The sequence below is a fragment of the Polaromonas sp. JS666 genome, assembly GCF_000013865.1.
In the GTDB taxonomy this organism is placed as follows: domain Bacteria; phylum Pseudomonadota; class Gammaproteobacteria; order Burkholderiales; family Burkholderiaceae_C; genus Polaromonas.
This window is the reverse complement of sequence record NC_007949.1, coordinates 328,403-351,018: the sequence shown is the minus strand read 5'-3', so window position 1 is coordinate 351,018 and position 22,616 is coordinate 328,403. Positions and strand designations below refer to the sequence as shown.

The following is a 22,616-nucleotide window of genomic DNA, read 5'->3' as shown; positions in this document are numbered from 1 at the left end:
TCGGGTGGATCACTGCGCAAGATTTGGCTGAATCATCACAACGATCATGTTGCGTTTCTTCGAGCCGTTGCGGCTTCCTAGCGCGACGTTGTCGGCAGCGCCGACTCCGTTGGACACCGCAGACAAGTTATCCTGGTCAAAACCTGCAACAACGAGTGTTTCACCCGACAGAAGCTTCACACGTTGGATGAAGTTGCTTGTTGAGATGTCCGGCGCCTGGATGGAACTGGTGCCCGATGAAATCGTGGTCAATTGAAGAAGAGAAGACAAGTCAATCGAGTACTGGAGAAGAATCTCACGGCTATCAATAATGTGTGGAATCAGGGTCATCGAAAACCCTGTCTGAATCGTTCCCGGCGTTAGAGAACTAGTCGACCCGACATTGGCAGTTTGCGTTGTCGAGCTTGATTGCAGATATGAAACTCGCCGGCCGACGTTGACCGGGGAAGGTTGATTGTTCAGTGTTACAAGCGTGGATGAAGTAAGTTCAGTTACACGCCCTTGACTGGACAATGCTGAAATCATTGCGCTCGATCCAGCCCAGCGCGATCCAGAGGTGGCCGGGGCAGAAATCACCAGGTTGCCAGCACCGTTGGCAATGGGGAAGGCCGTTTTCAATGCGATAGAGTACGCATTGGATGCCGTGGCAAGATTCTTGTAGACAGCATCCCAATTAATGCCGTAGTCATCCGAGTCGTCAAGCGCAACCGAGAGCACTCGAACGTTCACGGAAACTTGCCTGTTCAGCGCTTGATTCTGAGTTTTGACGAAATCCGAAACCAGTCCCAAGACGTTGGGGGTGTCGGTAACCGTAATTGTTCCTGTTGCTGGCGAAGCGTAAACACGGCCTCCCGCACTCAGCATCTGCTTGATGCCGTTTTCAAGCGAAGCCCAGACCGATAAGCCTGTGAAGGCCACTCCAGTTGAATTTGCCGAACTTCCTGATTTACCTGAATCTCCCCCACCACCGGCGCCGCCTGGGCCAGCAGCGCCTCCGCCCGACGAATTTGATGACGCCTCGACCGTGCTTGACAAGCGTGTGTCGCCCGGCAGAGCGGCGATTCGAAAAGTCTTCGAATCCATTTGGAAAAACCGCAGGCCAGAGGCTTCCGTTTTCCAGAACACACCGTAATAAGCCGACACCATGTTCATGAATCCCGACAAACTCCCAGAGTAATTCGCGGCAAAGGGAGAGCCGACGGTGATGGGCCCCGTGGGCGCAGAGGAGCCGGCTCCAAGGGCTGACGAGTACCCCGTCGGTGGCAACGGGCCGCCTGGGATGCTTGGGATACCTGGCGATGGCGCACCCGGCATAGGGGAGGCAGAGGCCGACCCAGACGCGGATAGTGCTCGAATATCTGCGCTGACGAAGACCGGCAGACCGGTCAATGACGAGACCGCACCAGCCACTTCATTCAAACTGCCGAAGCGCTGGTTGATCTCGACTTGCACAGTGTCTGCCTTGGCATTGGCATTCGCAGTATCCTGCTCAGACTTATCTAGCTTGCGCAGGGGTACCCAGCTCTGATCTGTATAGCTCACGGGACTTGCTTCCACCGGTGTCTCGCGAGAGGAAATGAGCCGCTGTGCTTCGGCTCTTGTTGCCTCAACTTTGATTTTGATGGCGGCGTTGTCAGCTGGCCCTGTGGCGCAGCCGGCCAACAACGAAGCGGCCACAGCCAGAGTAATTGGGGTGTATTTCATGATCAAAACTCCATGACCCTGACGGTCTTGTTGCCCTTGTAGAAAGTAGCCTTGAGGCGTGACCCGCTGAGGTTCGCGGATTCAATGACGGTCGTTATCGCCTTCACGAAATCGCTGCTGACCGTGACCTTCTGCTCCACATTGAAGTCCGTAGCCTCCCAGATGAGCTGCCATCCGCTTTCCTTGGCCAGCTGCTGCAACTGGGTGGAGATTGCTTTGTCAGCCGTGAGCGATGTAAAGGGGTTTGCCCCAATCACGTCGTCAACTGCCTGCGCACTCTTGACTGGTATGGCTGCCGTTCCTGATGCAGCTGGCACGTAGGGGGCATCAACAGTCTTGACCCCTTGCTGCGCAGTTGCGGACAGCGCCAGGCACATGCCCGCTGCGATGAGCGAAAGATTCATTGATTGCTTCTTCACTTTGTACCCCCGGTAAAACGTACCACTCGATTGCTATACACAGTTGCTTGAATGTCGTACCCCTTGCGCTGCAGCGCTGTCACAACCTTGTCCAGGGCTTCTTTCATTGAAGCGGCCGCGATCACAGCGTCCCCAGTAACAGGAGCGTCCACGGAAGGCGCTGCGTCCCACACCACCTGGAAATTGGTGGCGCCAGCCCAGCGACGAATGGTTCCAGCGATGGTCTTGTCGCCCGCCTTGAAATCGAAGCCCGATGGCGGTACTTCCAGGCTGACAGGTGCCTGAGGTGCGGCTGCCGGCGCCACAGCGACGTCGGATCGCGCATCGGCCCCTTTGCGCAAGATTGCGAGGCCTTGCTCACGAGTCAGGACGCCGGCACGAACCAGGTTTTCAACATTGACTTGAACGTGAGCAGATTTGTCGGTCTGCGCCTCTGTTGGCCGTGCGATCGCTGTAGGCACAACACGCTCGATGCGGATGTCACTGGGCCACAACTTATCCTTTGGCGTGCCCATCACACCGAGCTTCACGGTAATGCGCTCGCCGCTGATGCCCATCTTGACCAATGCGTCACGTAGGTTCTCTGCACGAGCTTTTTCCAGACCTTCTTTCTCGCTTGAATCATCACGACCAACAATCGTGATGGAGGTCGCTCCCTTGACCTGAGCACTCATGTTGCTCAAGGCTCGCTTTGCTTGCGGGCCCAACGCAGCAGTGCCGGTAGCAAAGTACACCTGACGTTCCGAAACTTCGGTTTCGCTTTCCTTCCAGGTGACCCGATCCCCTTTTGCGGGGGTAGCGTAGGAATTTGCTTCGAGCGCATCATTTGACATGAACGAAAGCGTCGGACCCAGCGAAGCGATCAATTTCACATTTGCATTCGCGGGATAGCCGCCACCTGTGTACGCCGTGCGCAACCCGTTCTTGTTTACAGCTTCGATTGCGGGGGCATCGTCTCGGCCAGCACCACCATAAACAACTTGGGCTTGAGCTCGCCCGAGCTGCAGGGTGAATCGTCCAGAAGTTTCCTGGACCCTGATGTAAGGGCCTTCGAAATAGGGAACCAGCAGGCTTACTTTTCCATCCTTGTTATTGAAGATGGCGGGAATTGCCTCACCAGCACGGAACTGGAAATACGTGCTCTTGCCATCATCAAAGACTTGCACTGGTGTTGCGCGCTGCTCGCCACTGGTGAAGTACGTGAAGTCATACTGGCCAACTCGCTGGGCAGCGGATCCAATGACAGACGGAGTCACACCCAGAACCAGAGCGCATAGCCCACTGAGGGCCGCCAATTTCCCGATTTTCATTTCTTGCTCCAGCTATACGGACCTGAGAATTCCATGTCTTTTTTGACTTCCACATTGATGCGCGTACCCTGATCGACAGTGATGGTCGGCGGGATTGTGCGGTTCCTGTCGAGGATGGCTTTGCTCACGTCGACAAGGACCTGCCCCGCCGGTGACACTGAGGTAGTCGATCCACCCACACCGCTGGTCGTTGTCTGTGGCGTGACGCGATCGGCCAACCACGCCGTAAAGAAGCTCGCACTGAACATCTTGAAAAAATGGTTGTTGACATCGCCGGAGATACCCGAAGCTCCAGCAAGATCAGAGCCCTGAGCACCTGGCAAGTCAAAACTCTGCCCATTCGGCATGATCAAGCGGTTGAACGCAAACAGGACACGCTCCTGGCCTGGCTTTACTTCGGAGTTGTAGCGACCAGCCAGTACTGAACCCTTGGGAATCAGCAGGGCTCCATTACCAAGGCTGTCATAGACGTTGGTCACCACATAGGCCGTAATCTCACCCGGCAAATCCGAGTTGATCTGCCGCCCAAGTACAGCTGGAATGACCTTGCCTTGATGGAGTGTGTAAGCCGAGCTGGTAGGGTAGGACTTGATCGTTTCCGAGCTACGTTGACCAGTTCCGGATGCATAGTCATTTACCCACGCTGCATTTCCACTACCGCCGCCTTGGGCCCGGGCTGAAATACCACCTTGAGCACCGCGCAGGTTTCCAAGCATACGGTCCATGGAGGTTTGAACCGTTGCGCTTGGGGCCTGGGTTATTCCTGCGGAGACCAGATCTGGCAATGCGGCGAGCGATCGCTGGGCTACATTTACTCCTGACGCCGGTAGGCCCGTCTGCACTATTGACCCTTGAGCGCCCTGGGCAATCGCTGAAGATGCCTGCGACTCATCAAAGGCAAGTGCTTTTGCACCACGAACTTGAGCCTCAATCTCAAAGTCTTCCCCACCGCGGCCGTTGCCGGTCACGGCGCCGCCATGGGTTCCCGCAGTGGGGGTCCCCTTAGACAGGGCCTTGTCGTAGAACGCTCCATCCTGGTTGTCGCGACGAACTCCAGGAGGCAGAGGACTTTGCGAGTTATGCTGCGCGCCGGCGGCTGTAACTAACGGCTGAACACCCGTCTGTTGAGGCCCTTGTGCAACTGTCTGTGCAGTTTGAGAAGGCTTCACTAGACCCTTTTTGCGATCTTCCTCATCAGCAGCTTGCTTGGCCTTCTTCAGCTCCTCGTCAATGGTAGCTTTCGAACCGGAGTCCTGGGTAGGATCAGTCGACTTCGATTCTGCGTGGGCTACCGATGTCGGTGCAGGCGCTCCCGCGTCGAGCAGCAACGCGCTGACGAACGCAACAGCCACGACCAATGCAGCGATTACACCCAAAGTCGATTTCTTGATGGGAATACCAGGATTGTTCGGCTCCGGGTCAATAATTGACTTGTCCGAAATGCTCATTTGGCGCTGTCCCCACCCATGAAGCCCATAAAGCCACCAGCAGGCTTGACCTTGGTAACCTGCACTTCACTCTTGCCCAGCTTGAGAACGGCGTTTTCGAGCAGACGTTGTGCAACCATGTAGCTGCCATCGACCGTGTAGTTCACCAGGGAATATTCTTGCCCCTCAATCACAGCGAAGAGAGCTGGCAGCTCCTGCACATCCTGTGGCATGCGCAGGTAGGTGAACTTGCCGTCGTCAAAGACCTGTGTGGGTTTGAATGCAGCGTCACCATCGACCTTGTAATTGAAGCGCAAAGAGTCAGGCTTCAACGTGGTGGAAGATCCGCCGGCAGAATTCAGGGGGGGAAGGTTGAATGTTGGCTGGAGTGGGCGAATGCCGCTGCTTTGGACTGGTTCAGGCAATCCACCAGACATGGGCACGTTCGCTTGTGCATCCAGCAAGGCATCTTGTTCCAGTACCAGACTGGATGAGTACATCCAGGACACCCGCTGGTACCACTTCTTGCCGTCCGCCGTTGAGCGCAGCACAAACTGATAGGTGCGCTTGTCAGTGATCACCGTCATCGAAGTCTCGATGCCTTCGAATTTTGGCTTGATGAACAGGTTTTTCCGGTTCTTCGTGGGGGTGAGTTCCCATTGCGCGGTATCACCCGAAGCAACTGACTGCAGCATTTCATCTGTAGCAAACTGCAGATGGGTCACGGCCTTTGGCTTAGCAAGCACCAGAAAGGTGTTGTCTTCGTCGTAGGTAAACTGCACCAGGCGCGTATCGCCTGTCAGAGGGGTTGCGATCAGTTCCGCATGGGATAGACCCACAAAACCAGTTAGCGAAACAGCGGCTACTAGCGCCAAATGCCGAATGATCATCAGTTGGCCCTTTCTTCGGCTTCATTGAAGAAGTTCACATACAAACCAAGCGGGTTGGCCAGCAGGGCTGCCTCTTCACGCGGTGAGTCAAGTTGATAGTGGAGAGTCAGGCGGTAACGCTTGACCTTGCTGTCCTCTGCACTTTGGTTGCCGGTGCGTTCAAGTGTTTTCAGGAAAATGAATGCCACTCCGGTCTGGCTGGCATCAACGGAAGAGACCTGCACCTCACGGACAAGGCCAGCCTCACGTTGCAGCCGGGCGAATACTTGCTCACGTGCCCGGAACTCGGAGAACTGGGCAATTGCTTTACCCCGCGACCGCACGTTTGCGTACTTGAACAGGTCATTGGTGCGCAGTGGGTCAATCGTGTAGACCGCATCTGCCCAACGTGCCAGTTCGGCCTTGACAACCGCAATGTTGGGAGTGATCTTCTGGACCTCAATGGGCTTGTTGACCAGGCCAGAGCCCGAATTCACCTCAATCACATAAGGAGTGACCTCTTTGAGAGGTGTCAACACCATGACGGCTCCTACCGCAGTGATGGCAAGCAACAATGCGACTACCGTAATTGCAAAGAGCCTGCCCGAGTTAACCATGGCTGACCCGTAAATCTCAGCGAATTTGTTGGCACCGTCCTCATAGGCGGAAGTCGGTGTATTGGGCAGGCGGCGGATGTCATCACCCACGATGCTCGCCGGCTGATTTTTTGATTTACCTGAAAATAATCCCATGCGACTTTCCCTGCAGTAGTGCGCTAATCGTAGGTCTGCGGTCCGCTTTTTTTCCCCGCCCAACACACATGAAACAGTGCATTGCTCCTGTGTTTTGCCAACAGGACCATTTGCGGCTGTGGTACGGAGGCAAAAAAAAACCCGCTAATGCGGGCTTTATTGGTACGGGCGTAGCTGGAGCTAAAAAATCACTCTCAAAAGTGACTTGCCAAACCGATAGAGACCCATACCCAATCCAACCAAGGCAATCGTCATCAGGTAGGGGTGCTCATAGGAATACTTCATGACGGCGATCTCTGTAGCAAGCCATGGCTGGGCATTCTTGAGCTTGGCGATTTCGGCGTTCAGGAGCGCCCTAGCCCACTCTTCATTCTCCTGGTCCAGAGCTGCTTGGAGCTTCCCGATCCGCTCTTTCGGAGGCAATGGCTGTTGCTCCGCCATCCACGAATTGAGCTTCGCAACCGCATTGGAATCAACAATGCCGTCCTGAGCCTCACCGCCACCACCTTGAAGTGGATCCAGTCCCAACGATGGATCCATGGCCGCCCATGCAGTCCCAAGCGCCAGTCGCTGTTGATCAGGCAAGGCAAGGATCTGATTCAACAGGGCCAAGACCTCTGAGTTCTGAGCAGTTGGAGGGGTTTTGGGGTCAGTTGCGGTTGACGTCATTGATCAGAATTCCAATATTGAAGGGGTATGAGTCGAGGGCAGGCATTGCTGATGTTTCAATCCAGAGCGAGCAGTGAGGGTTCTTTGGCCTGCGTGGATTTGGCAACCCCGGTGCCCGATTTAGCAGAGGCGCAGGCCGACATGGCAACTGGTTTTGCCCTGGGGCCGTTGACCACGCCCCATTTGAGAAGGACATTCCAGACCAGACCCGTGTAACGCTGGTTAAAGCACGGGGTAGCCGAGTGATAGGCGCCAACGGCAAACCACGTGTTCCCATAGGCATTGATCTGCTTTTTCAGGTGCCACGCTGCAACGTAGCTTGAAATGCAACCATTCATCAAATCGCGTTGCGCAATGCCATACTTACCCAGCTCTTTGAAGTGCATGGAGTTAATCTGTGCGATCCCAACATCTACCGTGCCATTATTGTTTTTATTTAAAGCATTGGGGTTGAAGCTGGATTCCACTTGGATGATGGCGCGAAGGACCCAAGGGCTCACCGAATGATAGGTAGCCGCCTGGGTTACACAGTCATCAGGTTGTCTCGGGCCTTGCGCTACTGCCACGTCGCGAAAGGCATCCTGTGCGAACGCCGACTGTGTGGCGCCGATGGAAAGAAAGGCCGCCACCGAAGTGGCGAGTACCCTAGAGATACCAAATTTCAGCACGCAGCCCCCAAAACCATCGCTACACCTCTCTGCACATCGGCAGCACCAACTTCAATGAAATCGTCGTTCGACTGAGAGATCGCACGGTTGACCGCGTACTGCAACACAGCCTCAGCGTTAGCAATGCTCTCATCACCCAACATGGATGCAATAGCCGGGGCATCCAAACCAGACTTCAAACCAATCTTGCGGTTTGCGAACCACTGTTCGATATGTGCGGTCAACTGGTCCTCATCTGGACGCACAAATTCAACCTTCTCTGTGAAGCGCCCTCCACGCAGCAGAGCGGAATCAATCTGCTCCGGATTGTTGGTAGCAGCCACCCACACCACGTCGCGCACACGGTCATTCACGCCATCCATGATGGTCAAGAGTTTGTTGGTGGCTTCCGAATTGCGGGATGCTTCACGGGAAATCAGCAAATCATCTGCCTCGTCCACAAAGATGATGCAAGGCCGCAAGTCCTTGGCCTGCGCGTAGAGCTTGTCCAGGGCCTTGGGGTCACGCACCAGATCGGGACCAGTCTTGATCAGGAAAGCCCACTGAACTTCCTTCGCCAGAGCCTTGCAAGCGGCGGTCTTACCCGTACCAGGAGGGCCGAAGAACAGAACGCCAGAGGGCAATGAGCCACCGAGGCGTTCAATGCGCTGTGGGTCTTTCAGGCGGCTTGCAAGCAGCGTCAGGGCCTCCCGTGTCACCTCGGGCAGCACCATGTCAGCCATGGCCTTGACGTTCTCAGGCGTGGCACCCTTACGGCCCTGCAGCCGGCGCAAAGCGGCCATGAAGTCGTCAAACTCCAACTCACCCTTGAAGGCCCCTTGCTCACGTGCTTCTGCCACGTAGGAAGGCATTTCCTCAGTCACGGCAAGGATTCGCTTCACGGAAAAGCCATTCCAACGTTGAGAGACGCTTTTGATAGTCGCCTGGCTCACACGCAAAGTGGGTGCGTTGGTATTCAAACCAGCGGTCAGCAGGCCAATGCGCGCTTCCTCATCCGGCGGGGTGATTTCGACCTTGAAGTCAAACCGTCCTTCACGAATGGCGGCACCGTCAAGACGATCCACGTAGTTCGTTGCAGCCACGACCACCACACGATGCTTGCGAATTTCGATCAGCAGTGTCAGAAGAGAATTGGTGACATCGCTGTCTTCCTTGGTCTGGGCGCTAGCCGTTGACCTATCAGGCAAGAAGCTGTCGATTTCATCAATGAAGAAGAGGCAGGGCTGTGATCGAATCGCCTGCTCAAAAGCGGCCTTCACTTTTTCAGTGCGTTCACCTACCCAGCGACTGGCCACATCCGAGTGGGTGAGTGTCAGCAATGGGAGCTTCAGTTCACCGGCAAGCGCTTCCGCCATGGCCGTTTTGCCATTGCCGGGTTCACCGTCCATCAAGATCCCGTTACGGGCCTTGCCCTGGCCACCCTTAGGAGCATCCACGATGGCGCGGCCAGCCTCCAACAATCGACGCTTGATCGCTGTGTTGCCATGAATGTCCTTGAATGTGATCTTGGCGACTTCCTTGCGGGCGACGTTCGAGTGCTGTGCTTGCTCGGAGGAATCGCCGTATTGCGCACGTGCGCGCTCGGCAATTGCGAAACCGTAGAGCCAACCTGTTTTGATGATGACCCAGCTCAGGAATGTCATGGCGCCTAGTGCCGCCACCAGTACATAGTTGGTTGCCGCAACTTTGGTGCCAAAGGCACCCCACAAGGCGAAGAAGACGGTGTAAGGCGTCATGACAGCGGGCACAAAAGCACGAAGACTGTCACTGGTCAATGCTGGCTCATAGGGAAGTGCGCCGTTTGCATCTGCACTTCGCTTACACATCCAGATGCGCGCCACATGAAGCAGCAGTTGGTAGGCAATCAAGCCCAGCAACACACCAGCTTCCGGGGTGAAGTTACCGAGGACTTGGAAGCTCAGCGGGGCGCCCTTCTTGCTCATCCACGCACCGAACATCACCATGGCGGACAGGACGGCAATGGCTGCTGGCAATACACCAAACAGCCAAAAGCCCACTGTTTGCAGAAGGCGGCTCAGATAATGTGATCTAGCTTTCATATGAGAATCCCGTGTCTATTTGCAATCAAATTAGCACGGTATTGTCCTCTGTCAACAGCTTGCCGCCCTGCTCATGTCAATCCCGCCAATTGGCCTTTTTGGCGGCGGCGGCCGCCTGTGGAGCACCTGCCTTAGCCACCGCGTGACCACGAAGATAGGCTGTAGAAGCGCGTTGGCTTCCATATTGGCGGCCACCAGTCGAGAAACCACCGGCCGCATCCTTAGCACCCTGACGGGCAGCACGAGCCTCGCCAATGCCCTTGTCGTATCCATAGCGACCACCGGCGCTGGTAGCACTGGTGCCAGCTTTCGCGCCCAGAGTCTGCGAAACACCTTTCAAGCCGCTGAAGCCTGCCCCGCCGGCGCTTCCGGCCAGCAAGCCACTCGAAATGCTGGGCACCTGGGCCATCAGCAACCCTGCAAGGACGGACAGGAGCAGGATAGTGGCGAACAAAACGATGTCGCCGGTGAAGGTGTCATAGGTTCCGGCCGCTGAATCGGCATCTATCTTCTGTGCAACCAGCACCATCGAACTCATCAGCCCGGAAGTAAGGCTTAGCATGAACGCACCCACCAGCTTCATCATGGAAGCACCCAGCAGAAACCTTAGCCACGAATCAAAGAGCCAGGCGGTGGGCTTGAAGATCAGGAATGGCACCATGACTGGTGCAAGAGCAATCACCAATTTGATGCTCACCATAGCCATCACAGCCGTTGCCATGTAGATGCACATCGCTATAACAATGATGAAACTGGTAACAAGCTTCATGATCGTGGCAAACACCCAGATGGGAACGGAGGCAATGGCGCCAGCAATGTTGCTCCAGCCACCTTCGGTGCGCTGAGGAGTTCTGGCAACACTCACAACAGCGTTGAATGTAGTGGTCACAGCAGAACCGATAACGCCCTGAACGCTAGAGGTATCAATTGCTTGTCCCCCAGCTGCGCCGGTGATTGCCCCTGCAATCTGGTCCATGGTGACTGCAATTTGGTTACCTGCACTGCCTGGGCCAGGAGTGGTGAAAGCCGTGACCACACCAGCAGTGATCAGAATGGGAATCCACTCGCCAAGCAGCTCGCCAATACCCTTGCCGGCAACCATGGTCTTGAGACCAGTCCAAAACAGCCCGATTGCCAATCCAACACCAAGAATGATGTCGCGCGCACCCATGAGGGTTGTTGACCCTGTGAGTCCGTTCAGCTTATCGTCCATGGACTTCGCGATCATGGAGGCCACGTCTGTGGAATTCATCCCTATGCTGTTAACTGCCGGCGGTCCTGACACAACGCTTTCTGGAGTACCGGCAGTATTGTTCTGCGCCACGGCCATCAAACTGGACATCATCAACACGAAGATGATGGCGCCAAACGTCACCTTTTGAGCCTTCGCCGTGGCAATGGCATTGCTAAGGAACCTGCGTGCGACACGCATCAAGCCCCCAACGGCATCCGCGAAAATTCTTCGGCCGGTATCCTCAGAGGTCACTGTGTACATGTGAGGCCCTAAATTAATTGGATTTTGGAGCGATAAACTCAAGCTGGCGCTTCCGTAACGCATCTTGGTAGTCCCTGCGGTACTTCTCAACGCGGTTACTGTTTTCAGCATCCACATTGCGATCCATGTTGTTGTTGCGATTGGCAGCGCTGCTTTCCACCAGCAGCTCAATCATCTTGGTGTTCTGGTAGGCGATCTTGTTCATCGTCCTGTGCATGTTTTGGATCGATTCGTTCATCCCCTGGGACTTTGGTATGTCTGCCTCAGCCTGGCGCAGCTGCTCAATGTCCCTGTTCACATCCTGCATGATCTGCTCATCACGCTTTGCACGCTCCAGTGCCGCGCCATTGCGGCCCTCACGAAGTTTCGCCTCGGCGTCCAGCTGTTCTTTCAGAGTACGGCCAGCAACTTTCGCAGTGGTGTACCGCTGGCCCCAGGCGTCCAGCTGGTTGTTCATGCTGCCTGATGTACGGTTGATTTGGTCACGATAGCTGGCCAACTGCTGGTACGAGGTATTGAGGATGTTCACCTGGGCATTGAGCTTCATGGGGTCCATGCCAGCCGTGTTGATGAGCTGGTTCCGGTACTGCTCAATCTGCACCATGTACTGGTTAACCGTGGTCACCGCTGTCTGTGCACCGTCCACGCCCATCTTCAACAGTTCCGCATTGTTCATCAGCTGGGTAATTTCCGTAGAACCACCAAAGCCGGCAACCGTGCCCGCGTGTACCAATGGAATGGAACTCACGGCTCCAATAGCAACCGCGAGTGCGATAAATTTAGACTTGAACATGAAGCACCTCCCTTACAAAATTAAGTTCCCAATCGAGGCCGCCCTTGGCAGCTGCTGCAAGAACAGCAGAGCGCATAGAAGGCTGGGTTGTTGCCTCATTGATGGCAATGAGCAAAGGCGGCATTTGCGTGCTAACCAGGCGGGTAACCGATGGTTTGACGATCAAGTAATCCCGCTTGGGGATGGCACGGGATAGCAAATCAAGTTGGTTGTCATTTATGCCGAACACATCCTTGTACAGATCCGCTTGCTGATGCACTGAGTTCTTCACGGCGGGCAGCAGAATCTGTGTCGGAATATTGGTGACAATTCCCTCCAGGTTTTCAAGACGTGCGATTTCACCCAAGGACTGGGTAGCAAAGACAATAAATGCGCGTTTGCTTCGGAATGTGCGCAGCCAGGTCTCGAACTTCTCGACGAAAGCCTTGTTGGCCAGCATGTACCAAGCTTCTTCGATGTAGATCAGGGTGGGCGTAGCTCCATCAAGCCGGCGCTCGATGTTGTAGAACGCATAGTCCATGAAGGGACTTGCCAGTTGAGGCGTTTTCAGGATGCCTTCAACCTCCATACCGACGATCTGGGTCAGCTGGAAGTGATCTTCATCGTTGTCGAAATAGGACGCATACGGCCCTGAGCCGATTTCATCATCATCGGTCCGGTCGACATAGGGCGATAGTTTTGCGGCCAAATCTTGGTCGGCACCAGCGATCAGTGCGTACAGGGCCGAGAGGCGCCATGTGGAAGGTGGGGACCGACGAAGCCCTTGAATGGCTGTGTAAATTACCTGGCTCTCATTCGAAGAGATCGTGTTTCCGCCGGCACCAATGAGCACTTCAACCCACTGGCGAAGTTGCATATCGTCATTGGCGAGTAACATGGTTTTTACCGGGTTCATCCCGATTGTCTTGCCACCTTTTCCACCCATATCGATGTGCTTACCGCCCAGCAGCACAGTGGCCATCATCAACGAGTATTTCATGTCGAAGATGAATGTCTGCCCAGGGTTGTACTTCTGGAACATCGAGATCAGGAGTGTCATCAGCGATGTTTTACCTGCCCCGGTACCTCCAATGACCGCGGTATGACCTACATCGGTCTCGTGATTGTTGAAGTCATAGGTGACACCGTAGGGCGTCAAGAACCTGGCCAAAGCGGGCACGTCATGACCGATAAGCCGCGAGAACAGGGGATGCGTAGGTTCACCCTTGGAAATCGTACGAATCGGTGCCAGATCGGCCAGATTTGCCGTTGAAGCCAGCTTCCAACGAAGAATTGCATCTGCATTGCCTGGCATGGTTGCCAAGAACGCTGACATCAGACCCTGGCGCTCGCGCAGGATGGTGAAGCCGTTAGCCCGCAAATTGCTGGCCATCAGGTCTGCCGCATTCTCGGCTTCCTTCTGCGTTGTGCCGAGGGCAAGGATCGTCATGTTGTAGTAGCCGTAGCTCACATCAGAAGCTGTGAGTTCAACCAGAGCATCCTGTGCATCCTGGGCCAGTTGCAGGTTACCGGTGTTGACCTTTTCCGATTCGGAGTCGGTCATGCGTTCAAAGACTCGCGTCAGAACCGACTTCACCTCCGAGCGATAGAACATTTCCGCATCCTGAATGGCTTTTTCGGCCACGGTGCGGTCAATGAAGCGGTAGCACTGTACCAGGACATACTCGCAATCCACCGCCATGAGGGAATCCATGTAGCCGCTATACGCCTCTTGTGGCGTGCCGGTGGTGGACAGAGCAGCAACATATGCGCTTTTCGTCGGCCCTTTGAACTCGAACTGATCTTGGCGGCGGATCAGCGTGTCGGATGCCAACGCAGTATTCAGATAGGCACCACCTTTCGGCAAACGAACAGGCCCAGGAGGTGAAGCCAAGTTGGCCCGGGAATACAGGTCACCCAGGAATTCTTCACCCTCCAGCCGCTTGAACCCCAGGTTTGTCTCGACTATCCCCGAGAAGGCTCCCAGCAGCTTTTCAAACTCGGTGGTCATGTCGGCCAGCTGCCCCCGGACCTTCGCAATCGCGCCCTTGTCGGAGAGTCGGCGCTTGATCAGTCCACCCAATGCGGCGAGCACCTTGCCATCATTTTCCTCCAGTTCGGCGCGCAAGGCTTCAAAGAAGGCCTCGCTGGAGTTTGGAAAGTTGAACCCGAGGTAGATCCGCTGGGTCAACCGTGCATTGCGTTGCTTGGAAATGGACTTTTCCCACTGCTCGTCAATCGCACGGGCAATAGGGCTGGAGAAGTCCCCTTTCGGGTATCCAGAGACAAACCGGCGCTCCTGCACCGTCCACATGGTGATTCTGTCCGTCAGCGTGCGCAGGGCCGTTTGAAGCTGGTTGATCTTCTGATCGGATTCGAAGTCCTGCCGCCCCTCGACATCCGAGCCCTCAAAGGTGTAGCCCGCAAGCAGCGAGCCATCCTGGCAAATTACCAGCCCGGGAGCTACTTGGGCGAACCAAGGTAGCAGTTCAGCAAAGGAACGAGCCGCTTTACGCGGCTTGTTGAAAAGGTCTTCAAATGCAATCATTATTTGGCCAATCAGAGCGGTAGGTCTTTACCCCAGCCTTTGGGCCGGGACTTGTAATCGCTAAGGCGCGGCGTTGCGTCGTAGACATGGTCCTCATTGAGGTACTTGAAGAAGACCTCAATGAACTGCCCATCACGTTTGGTAAGCCACTTGGCGAGCAGGTACAGGATGACGATGATTGGGACACCCCAATAGCTGCGAGCGACCAGACAGAAGGAGCTGGCGAAGACCAACCCCCCGAAGCTGGCCTTCTCGATTCCCATGATCAGCCGCGATCGCTGCAACGACTGATGAAAGGCCGAGGAACGCGATGCCATTTAGGACAAGCAGGATTGCATTGCGGGCATGGCTTGGAAGTACGACGAATTAGCCAGTACACCGCCCAGACCGATGATGATGCCGAACACCACACACACGGAAATAATGCGACTCCAGTCCATCTTGGAAATCATCCCGATCACCAGCGTAGCGATCACGACGACAACGAAGATCAGAATCGCCAATGGTCCCTTCATCCACTTCACCACGGAGCAGCCAAACTGCGTGATGAATGGAATGTCGAAGTTTTGGGCCATGGCATCAATGGGCATGACAGCGAGCAGGGCCGCTACCAGGGTGGCAGTCAAAACCGTCTTCAGGTTCTGGCCGCCCGACTGGTTCTGGCGCAGCGCGGTAATTTTGGATTTGATGGTTTGGATCATGAGAGCTCTCCTAGGGTAAAAAAACAAAATGGGGAATCAAAACTTTTCGAGGACGTACTCACCCTTCACGCGGTCGTAGTCGAGTACACGGCACACCTCGGTTACCTTGCGAGTTGCTCCATCGCGTTTGATGAAAAACAGCCACTGAACGCTGTCCGCGATGGCCACCTTTAATGCCTCATGAGGAACGCCCATGTTTGACATGAGGAGCAGGTTTTCCAGGCGGCCAAGGCCGCGGGCGGCACTGTTGGCATGGATGGTTGCCGCAGACCCTGGGTGGCCTGTGTTTGCCGCATCCATCCAGTCATAGGCTTCTGGTCCGCGCAGCTCGCCGACGATCACGCGTTTGGGTGCGTAGCGCATGGCTGTGCGCACTGCTTTACGGGGGGTCATCCCCTGTTCGTCGTCACATTCAACGAGAACCTTGTTGGGGGAAACGATCTGCAGTTCGTGAACTGTTTCAATGACAAACAGACGCTCGTCAGGCGGAACCATGCTCAAGGCCGTATTCATCATCGTGGTCTTGCCCGAGCCAGTTCCACCAACGATCAGGAAGTTTTCCTTGTTGAGGATTGCCTGCTTGAGCAGATCCGCATACTCCTGAGAGATCACACCACTGCTGATGTACTCTTCGATGCTGAATACGCGGGAGGCATGGCGCCGAATACACATGGTCGGGCCATTGACTGCCACGGGGGGAAGGATCGCCTCGACCCGGAACCCGGGGAGTCTCGCAGACAAGACACGCTGCTTGTTCTTTTCGCCAACTTCCTTTTCCATCAGGCCGGCGATCAGGCTAATGGCGGCACGAATGTTTGGAGCGGCCAGCTTGACCTTGAGCTTGATGGTTTTGCCGTGCTTTTCGATGAACACGTCATCTGGCCCATTGATCATGATTTCGCTGATTTCAGCGTCATCAAAATGGGTTCTCAGAACGGCCAGCGTATCCATAAGCTGCGCCAGAACCCGTTGGGTGTGACCAAGTCGGATGGCCTCTTGGGCTTTTGCGGCTGATGGAGGCTCTTCGATATGCATGCTTGGAATTCTCCAAGCTCAGTCCATATTTTTTGCCCGGACAATGGCGCTAAAACGATGCATAGAGCCATTGGCGCACAGCCAACGGCTCTTTAAATTGCATCACCGGCCGAACAATGGCTGCATGTTGGACACCAGCAGTGACAGAGGCAAAGCAACAATCAGCGCCCAAAGCGGTGCCAGCAGGGGTGATAGGCTGAAAGGAATGACCAGGTATACCAGGGGCAGCGCCAGCAATGGGATCACAAACATCCCGGCCACAGTGAAGGTTGCGGGACGGATCGCACCAAACTCGGCTCGCTTGATGCGCCTCTGCATGAACCCATCAAATACCGAAGCACCCAACATTGGGGCCAGAACGACAAGCCAGATCAGGACGATAGCCAGCCTCATTGCGACCACGAATGCCTGGAGTATCAGACCCTGCAGGTAGCTGTTGTAAACCGAGGACATCAACTCTCCCCCAGGTCCAGCCACCCGCTTCGATAAGGCCACCTCTTCCTTGGTGTGCTTGGCAGTCTTTGCCGTCTGAGCAACCATGCCCAATGGCGTGTCTTGAAAGGTGGCGTTCGCAAACGAAACGACAAAGTCGCCCACGCGGGCTCCCAGTGCCTCACGTGTCTGATGAACTTCGTCCCCCACAAAGGCCTCCATGCTGGACCCACTTCTCATCAGTGGCGCGATGAAAAATCCCAGGAACACCACTGCCAACCAAAACCCAAGGTGCTGACTGTTCTTCATGTCTTACCCCCGCGGTGCGTACATTTCCAGGTATCCCGCATCCACGGGATCGGTGATGCGGGCCACCAAATGCGTGCGTAGTCCAGCCGTAACCTCTTCGGCCGGCTCCTCTTCTACCAACACAGCCTCGATGCGCTCGATCGCGTTGGCTTTCACCCAGGCGCTCAACGGCTGGGAAAAATACTTCCAAACGATTCGCTGACCTTGCTTGTTGTAGCCATGAACGGCGATGCGCGCCACGTCGGGAACGCAACTGGCCAGCCAGAACAGGTAAATGCCGACCACTCGACCGTGGTAGTTTTCCCCACGCTGGACGGCGAGGTCGACCTTGGTCACCGCTTTTTCGATGGCTTCGCTCCAAAGAGACCTGCCATCAGGTGCTGGCCACAGAGGCGTCAGGTAGCCACCCAACTTCTCGGTTGCAACCCGAAGGTTCGGTTGGTGCGTCCAAATCGACAAAGCGATACTCTCGTACGGCTTATTTCGGATAATCTCGTTCAGCCATGCGTTGGGGGTCTTGGGAGCAAGCGAATTGATAGGCCAAACAGCCGCACCACCGTCGGTGGGCGATCTGTCTTGTCGTGCTTTGGAACCGATGTTTGTTACTGACGTCATGTAATTAGGTAGGCCTGTTGTTCTGCACGATGACGGGGATACGGCCCTTAATGAGCTCGCCGCGGTTAAAGAATCCGATGTAGTGCAGATCCTGCAGCTGCGGTAACAAACTCCTCGGGAAAATCTCCACCGTCTTTTCTGAAATGGATTCGCTTTGATTGGCGCTGAATTCCAGCCCCACATCCTCGGTTTTCGAACCCATGCCAGTGGACTGACTCTTGACGATGATTGAAGTCTCACCCAGCTTGTCGATGATCAGGTTCATCGTGTCCGGATCCTGAGTTGCACCTACGATCAGGTTGTTCATGTTGCCGATGAAGGTACGCGCACGGGCGGTATTGCCACCGAACTTGTCTACCAGGTCGGAGAATGTTTGTCCTAGTGCCCAAATGAAGAACCCAGCCCCACGGCCCTTGTTCGCCTGTTGGATCATTGGTTCACAGGCCGCATCGCGCCATTCGTCCACTACGACGTGGACACGTCGGGGTTGCGAACCGTCATCCTTGGACGCAACACCATGGTTGTAAATCTCGGCCGCCACCGATGAAAGCTCGGCCAAAGCCATCGTTGACATGGCCTTTCCAACGGATTCGTCGGCCAGCGTGTCTGTCCCCATGTAGAAGATATGATTCCCTTCGACCAGGCGCTTTCCGTCCATGATGGGACGTGTGTCGTTGATGTCCTCATAGTCTGGCGACAAGAGCCCACGGAGATCGTCCGTAGTCAACTTGGTAAGCAACGGCGTGATGCTGACGATCATCTTGCCGAACCATTCCTTGTTAGCTTCCAGAATGGCAACCAAACCACGGACCTCTTCGGGCTTGGCTGGCAGACCTTTCGACGTCGCCTCGTCATGGCTTTCCGGCACTTCGGAAAGGAAGACTTTGATCATGGCACTCAGCTCCGGGGAATTGGTCTCTACTGCGTTTTTGCTGACAGGGCGCTTGCCGGCGGCATTCGACGCGTTGATTTCCTTCTCAATTGACTCCAACAGCTGCGGGCACTCTTCCTTAAAGAATTTCCGCAGAGCTTGCTCGGTGAGCTTTTCGACAGATACCCGTGACTCCATCGACGTTTTCAAGTTGTAGAGGCTCACTCGGCGACCGATGTACTTCATTCCGTTGGTAATCCGGTGGACGGCCATCCAGCAGAATTCCTTGAAGTTGTCACTCTCCTGGGAACCCAGGACCATAGTGATACGCGAAGCCACCTGAGACACCTGATCCCAGTTCTTCACCAGGTCGAGCCTGACGGACTCGGAGGCAAAGGCCGGGTGAAGCATCAGAAACCGCTCGGGGTGGCCTGCGAGCACGGCGGCCTGTCGGCAGATTTCGCGCAAGTCACGATCCCCTTTCGGGTCAATCACGATCACGCAATCGCCCCTCAAGGCCAGCTGGAAGATCACCAGTGCCGCCAGACGTGTTTTGATGGCACCTGTCGTAGCAATGATTGCGCAATGGCCCTTCAGCGATTCAAAGGGCAACAGGACGTCGCTCTCCTTCATATCCAAGCCATGAACCCACGGCAGGCCTTTGGCCTTGCGTGGATCTTTGGTCTTGCCCATCCACTTGAGCCACCATTGTGGTGGATACACATCGTCAAGATCCCGCTTGAGAACCTCGTATGCGCGCTGGGTGTGACGAGGCTCCCAGCGGTAGCCCCAGCCCAGCCAAAGGTTTTCACCGAGCTTCGGCATCGCTTTTTGGAGGTCCGTGGTCTTCATGATCACCACTTCCTTGCCCGAAAGAGACAGCTTGTATTTAAGCAAACGCTGGGCTCCGAACATGCGCCACGACGCCATGGCCACAGCAAGACCAGCGGATGCAAGTAGAGTGCCGCGTGGTGCGTTGACAAGGACAGCACAGATCAACATCCAGATAGCGGCTATCCCCCACCCAATCGCAGCCCGCGCTTCGAATGCCGGGCGCAACAGTTGTTCAAATCGATTTTCAGCCATTAGAGCCCCAACTTCTTGCAACCGTAACGGGATATAACGATCGCCTCTTTGGCCTTGGAGCCTTCGGGAATCGCCACCTTATGGACCTTCAGACCTGGACGATCGGGGGGTGCGTAAATCAAGCCTGCAGATGCCATTTCGTTTGCCCAGTCCGGGATGCTGCGCATGAGTGTTCCCAGGAAATCGATGCTGATAGCAGCCCCGTTGTCAGTCAGGCGCATGGTGGTACTCTGCTCACCGCGCTCCCGCCATGCCTTTATGACCTTGCCAAGCAACTCAATGGTCAGAGTGGTCTTGATTTCCTTGCGGATTTCCTCGGGAACGAGATCACTGAACTTCACTTCTGCGGCCTCTTTGATCCTTCCGCTCTGTCCAGGCAGTGGCGCCGTAGCAAGTGCTGGCGGTTGAATAGGCGCGGTTGCTACCTCTGTAACGGCAACAGGTTCGACAGGTGCGCTGTCCGCCGACAAATCGGCCCCGTCGGTGCTCGAAACGTCATTGCGAACCTCCGTGGATGCGATGAGTTCACCAGTCTCCGGATCCACCGTTGCATTCGCAGGAGAAGTGGACACCGCTGGTGTATCGACCTCAAGGTTTGCCTGAGCAGGCTTGGCCTTCTTCTCTACCGCTTTAGCCTCTGCCTTTGCAAGAGGGTCACGATCCAGAACACCACTCAACGTCTTGGGCGCTGCCCGCTGGTAATCGGAGGCCTCATACGTTTCGATGACTGTGGTCGGCTTCTTTAACTTGTATGACTGGAGGACGTTGCCCTCCTTATCTACGACCTCAGTCATCCCCATATCGTTTCCGTACGAGGTTTCAAAAACACCATCTTGCTTGAGCAACTCAGCCAGAGTAGCCGCGGATGACGGCCATCCATCGCGTCCTTCGCGAGCGCCTTGCCGCACAATCTCTTCCCCCGCATCCGGCCAAATCAAGTAGACGCCGGTGCTATCCACGATTAGGGGACCGTCATTGGGCTTCCACTTGCCGTCGTTAACAAGTGACCGCATCGACCCCACCAGGTAGGGCGTCAGGTGTGTGCCAACAGTCAACCGCCCGTAGGCTTGGGGCCGGCGCGCCTCCTCGCGCTGCTGCACCTTGCCCCACATCGTTACAACAACATCCTTGGCGATTCGTGAGGTTGTCTCACTACCTCCCACCAGTTCGAAAAGGGTACGTGTCAGATCTGGGGAGCCTTCTTCCAACCAGCCCAGATTCTCGGGCCCGACAATTTTGTGCAGGATGGAAGCGGTGTATGGCGATGGGCCGAGCAGCTTGTTCTGTTCGAGCTTTGACTCATCCGACCAATTCACATAGACGCGGTCGATCTTGGCGCCCTGGGCCCAGGTGGTGATGTCGTGCATGTGCTTGGGCCATGACTCCCCCCCCTTGGTTGAAACCACCATGCGGACCAAAGGTATACCTATGGGGTGAAGCAAACCTGCCAGAAAACAGATGTATCGCCAGCGAGGCTCCAATTTGTGTCGCACCTCGACCGTTGCTGCGCCCGTAAAAATGCGCCCATCCGATGCCTGAAAGCACAAGAATGCCATTTCCAGGGACGCTCGCAACAAGCCACCCTCACCCGAGAACAATGAAGAGGATGAAGCCGGCAGCGCATTGATCTGGTTTGCCAAATTCGTGATGGGTGTCAGGAATCGGACATCGAATTTGTCCACGTCTGCGGCGGCATGGAGACGGATGCGGGAAATCAAACTCTCATTCCCAGCTAGCAGCTCCGCAACCCTACGCAGCGGCAGACCTTGATCGTCCGGAGGATAGATGTTTTGCATGGCCACTGCTGGTGCAGCGGCCGCCGGCCGCGCAGATTTTGAGCTCGGAGGTGCGGCCAGAAGCTCTGGTTTGTTTGGTTTTAGTAGAGCGGACAGCCATTTCATTCCCATTTAATGATTGTCTCGATTCAGACTTCTCGCTGTGTACGCTCTACGTACGCTTTTTGGTGTGTTGGCCGTTTTAATCGTTCTTTGGACGCGCACACTCATTCCCCGGAATCGACAATCTCTATACAGTTTGATCCTTGGACAATGTGGCAGCCCAAAGAAAAACGCCCTGGAGAGGGCGTTAACAATTTCAATATTGGGTCAGCTCATCAAGCTGGATCACGTGCACTTCCAGTCAACAAGTGGCTGCGGACAGGGGTCGCTCTGGTCTTTTTGGCGTTGAGCATCACTTCCAGTTTCTGCTTGGCTGCTTTCACGTCGTGCTGATGGACAGCGCAGACTGGGCAGGAGTGACGGACATAGGAGCCAACCGGCCAGACATAGGATGTACTGCAGTCCTTGCAGGTATGCATGGGGACTTCGTGGTTCTTGATCCCCTCAATTAGGACAATGTAGGTTTCAAAACTGATGCTTGCGTCTTCTTGACGTTCATACATGTCGCTGCAGTAGCGCAAGTAGGTTTCCATGCGCTTGTCGAGTGCAGTACCTAGGTTTGTGTCAAACGTGGCCAGCGATCCGGGGCCATTAGCTCCAAAGTGCAGTCCAAGCAAGTAGGCCGCATCATATTTGTCCGCCATCTTTGAAAGGAACCCCTTGGCGGTGTATGTCTGGCCGCTTCCGCGTGGGCGCTGAATTTCTACGCCCATTTCCTCCAAGCGCTTGTCGATTGCAGCCTTGATCCGCTGGGGACGAATGTCGGTACCGGTTAGGTCTTTGATCAGTTGGGTACGCTGGGTCAGGCGAATCAGTACATCGAAACGATCTTCCCACCGTGGATCATCAAACAGGTTGATCCTTGACTTTGACGCCGATGCCTTACCAGCAGTCACTTCTTTGGCCGTTGCTTGCTTTACTGAGCGCATGAGTTTGATAACTTCCGTTTTCCTTGAATGCTGTCGCAGACCTTGAC

General features: G+C 55.3%; 20 protein-coding genes. All 20 read right to left on the bottom strand.

Features of this window, described 5'->3' with window-relative positions; translation table 11 throughout:
* Window positions 1-9: 9 nt before the first annotated feature.
* Window positions 10-1,704: a PilN family type IVB pilus formation outer membrane protein gene (locus BPRO_RS29070; protein WP_157046032.1), complete on the bottom strand. Its 1,695-nt coding sequence runs from the start codon at window positions 1,702-1,704 to the stop codon at window positions 10-12.
* Window positions 1,705-1,706: 2 nt separating this feature from the next.
* On the bottom strand, window positions 1,707-2,108 hold the full coding sequence (locus tag BPRO_RS26215) for a TcpQ domain-containing protein (protein ID WP_011486079.1): 402 nt from the start codon (window positions 2,106-2,108) through the stop codon (window positions 1,707-1,709).
* Window positions 2,109-2,119: 11 nt separating this feature from the next.
* Entirely contained in the window at window positions 2,120-3,433 is a 1,314-nt protein-coding gene (locus tag BPRO_RS26210) for a TcpQ domain-containing protein (protein WP_011486078.1), read from the bottom strand.
* Complete coding sequence (locus tag BPRO_RS28245) at window positions 3,430-4,881, bottom strand: TrbI/VirB10 family protein (protein WP_011486077.1); 1,452 nt, start codon at window positions 4,879-4,881, stop codon at window positions 3,430-3,432. Before BPRO_RS28245 ends, BPRO_RS26210 begins: the two co-directional genes overlap by 4 nt.
* Entirely contained in the window at window positions 4,878-5,750 is an 873-nt protein-coding gene (locus BPRO_RS26200) for a TrbG/VirB9 family P-type conjugative transfer protein (RefSeq protein WP_011486076.1), read from the bottom strand. The genes BPRO_RS28245 and BPRO_RS26200 overlap by 4 nt, the downstream gene beginning before the upstream one ends.
* Window positions 5,750-6,481, bottom strand: a complete 732-nt coding sequence (locus tag BPRO_RS26195) for a type IV secretion system protein (RefSeq protein WP_011486075.1) — start codon at window positions 6,479-6,481, stop codon at window positions 5,750-5,752. Before BPRO_RS26195 ends, BPRO_RS26200 begins: the two co-directional genes overlap by 1 nt.
* Before the next feature lie 180 nt (window positions 6,482-6,661).
* A complete protein-coding gene (locus BPRO_RS26190) occupies window positions 6,662-7,150 on the bottom strand; it encodes a hypothetical protein (RefSeq protein ID WP_041390501.1) in 489 nt (162 codons plus the stop codon).
* A gap of 56 nt (window positions 7,151-7,206) precedes the next feature.
* Entirely contained in the window at window positions 7,207-7,818 is a 612-nt protein-coding gene (locus tag BPRO_RS29065) for a lytic transglycosylase domain-containing protein (protein ID WP_011486073.1), read from the bottom strand.
* On the bottom strand, window positions 7,812-9,878 hold the full coding sequence (locus tag BPRO_RS26180; RefSeq protein WP_011486072.1) for an AAA family ATPase: 2,067 nt from the start codon (window positions 9,876-9,878) through the stop codon (window positions 7,812-7,814). Before BPRO_RS26180 ends, BPRO_RS29065 begins: the two co-directional genes overlap by 7 nt.
* Window positions 9,879-9,954: 76 nt before the next feature.
* A complete protein-coding gene (locus tag BPRO_RS26175) occupies window positions 9,955-11,373 on the bottom strand; it encodes a type IV secretion system protein (RefSeq protein ID WP_011486071.1) in 1,419 nt (472 codons plus the stop codon).
* A gap of 13 nt (window positions 11,374-11,386) precedes the next feature.
* Window positions 11,387-12,166 carry a hypothetical protein gene (locus BPRO_RS26170; RefSeq protein WP_011486070.1) on the bottom strand — a complete coding sequence of 260 codons (780 nt, stop codon included), beginning with the start codon at window positions 12,164-12,166 and terminating at the stop codon, window positions 11,387-11,389.
* Window positions 12,153-14,693, bottom strand: a complete 2,541-nt coding sequence (locus tag BPRO_RS26165) for a VirB4 family type IV secretion system protein (RefSeq protein WP_011486069.1) — start codon at window positions 14,691-14,693, stop codon at window positions 12,153-12,155. Before BPRO_RS26165 ends, BPRO_RS26170 begins: the two co-directional genes overlap by 14 nt.
* 11 nt (window positions 14,694-14,704) lie before the next feature.
* Complete coding sequence (locus BPRO_RS26160) at window positions 14,705-15,010, bottom strand: VirB3 family type IV secretion system protein (RefSeq protein ID WP_011486068.1); 306 nt, start codon at window positions 15,008-15,010, stop codon at window positions 14,705-14,707.
* Window positions 15,011-15,394, bottom strand: coding sequence for a TrbC/VirB2 family protein (locus BPRO_RS26155; protein WP_011486067.1), 384 nt, complete (start codon window positions 15,392-15,394; stop codon window positions 15,011-15,013). It lies immediately after the preceding gene.
* Between the two features lie 36 nt (window positions 15,395-15,430).
* Window positions 15,431-16,429: a CpaF family protein gene (locus tag BPRO_RS26150; RefSeq protein ID WP_011486066.1), complete on the bottom strand. Its 999-nt coding sequence runs from the start codon at window positions 16,427-16,429 to the stop codon at window positions 15,431-15,433.
* Between the two features lie 102 nt (window positions 16,430-16,531).
* Window positions 16,532-17,170: a DUF4400 domain-containing protein gene (locus tag BPRO_RS26145; RefSeq protein WP_011486065.1), complete on the bottom strand. Its 639-nt coding sequence runs from the start codon at window positions 17,168-17,170 to the stop codon at window positions 16,532-16,534.
* A gap of 3 nt (window positions 17,171-17,173) precedes the next feature.
* Window positions 17,174-17,785: a hypothetical protein gene (locus BPRO_RS26140; RefSeq protein ID WP_157046030.1), complete on the bottom strand. Its 612-nt coding sequence runs from the start codon at window positions 17,783-17,785 to the stop codon at window positions 17,174-17,176.
* Window positions 17,786-17,789: 4 nt separating this feature from the next.
* On the bottom strand, window positions 17,790-19,742 hold the full coding sequence (gene traD / locus BPRO_RS26135; protein WP_011486064.1) for a conjugative transfer system coupling protein TraD: 1,953 nt from the start codon (window positions 19,740-19,742) through the stop codon (window positions 17,790-17,792).
* The gene (mobH, locus tag BPRO_RS26130; RefSeq protein WP_041390496.1) at window positions 19,742-21,538 is read right to left on the bottom strand and encodes a MobH family relaxase; all 1,797 of its coding nucleotides are present in this window, start codon (window positions 21,536-21,538) and stop codon (window positions 19,742-19,744) included. The genes traD and mobH overlap by 1 nt, the downstream gene beginning before the upstream one ends.
* Before the next feature lie 317 nt (window positions 21,539-21,855).
* Window positions 21,856-22,569, bottom strand: a complete 714-nt coding sequence (locus BPRO_RS26125; protein ID WP_011486062.1) for a FlhC family transcriptional regulator — start codon at window positions 22,567-22,569, stop codon at window positions 21,856-21,858.
* Window positions 22,570-22,616: the final 47 nt, after the last annotated feature.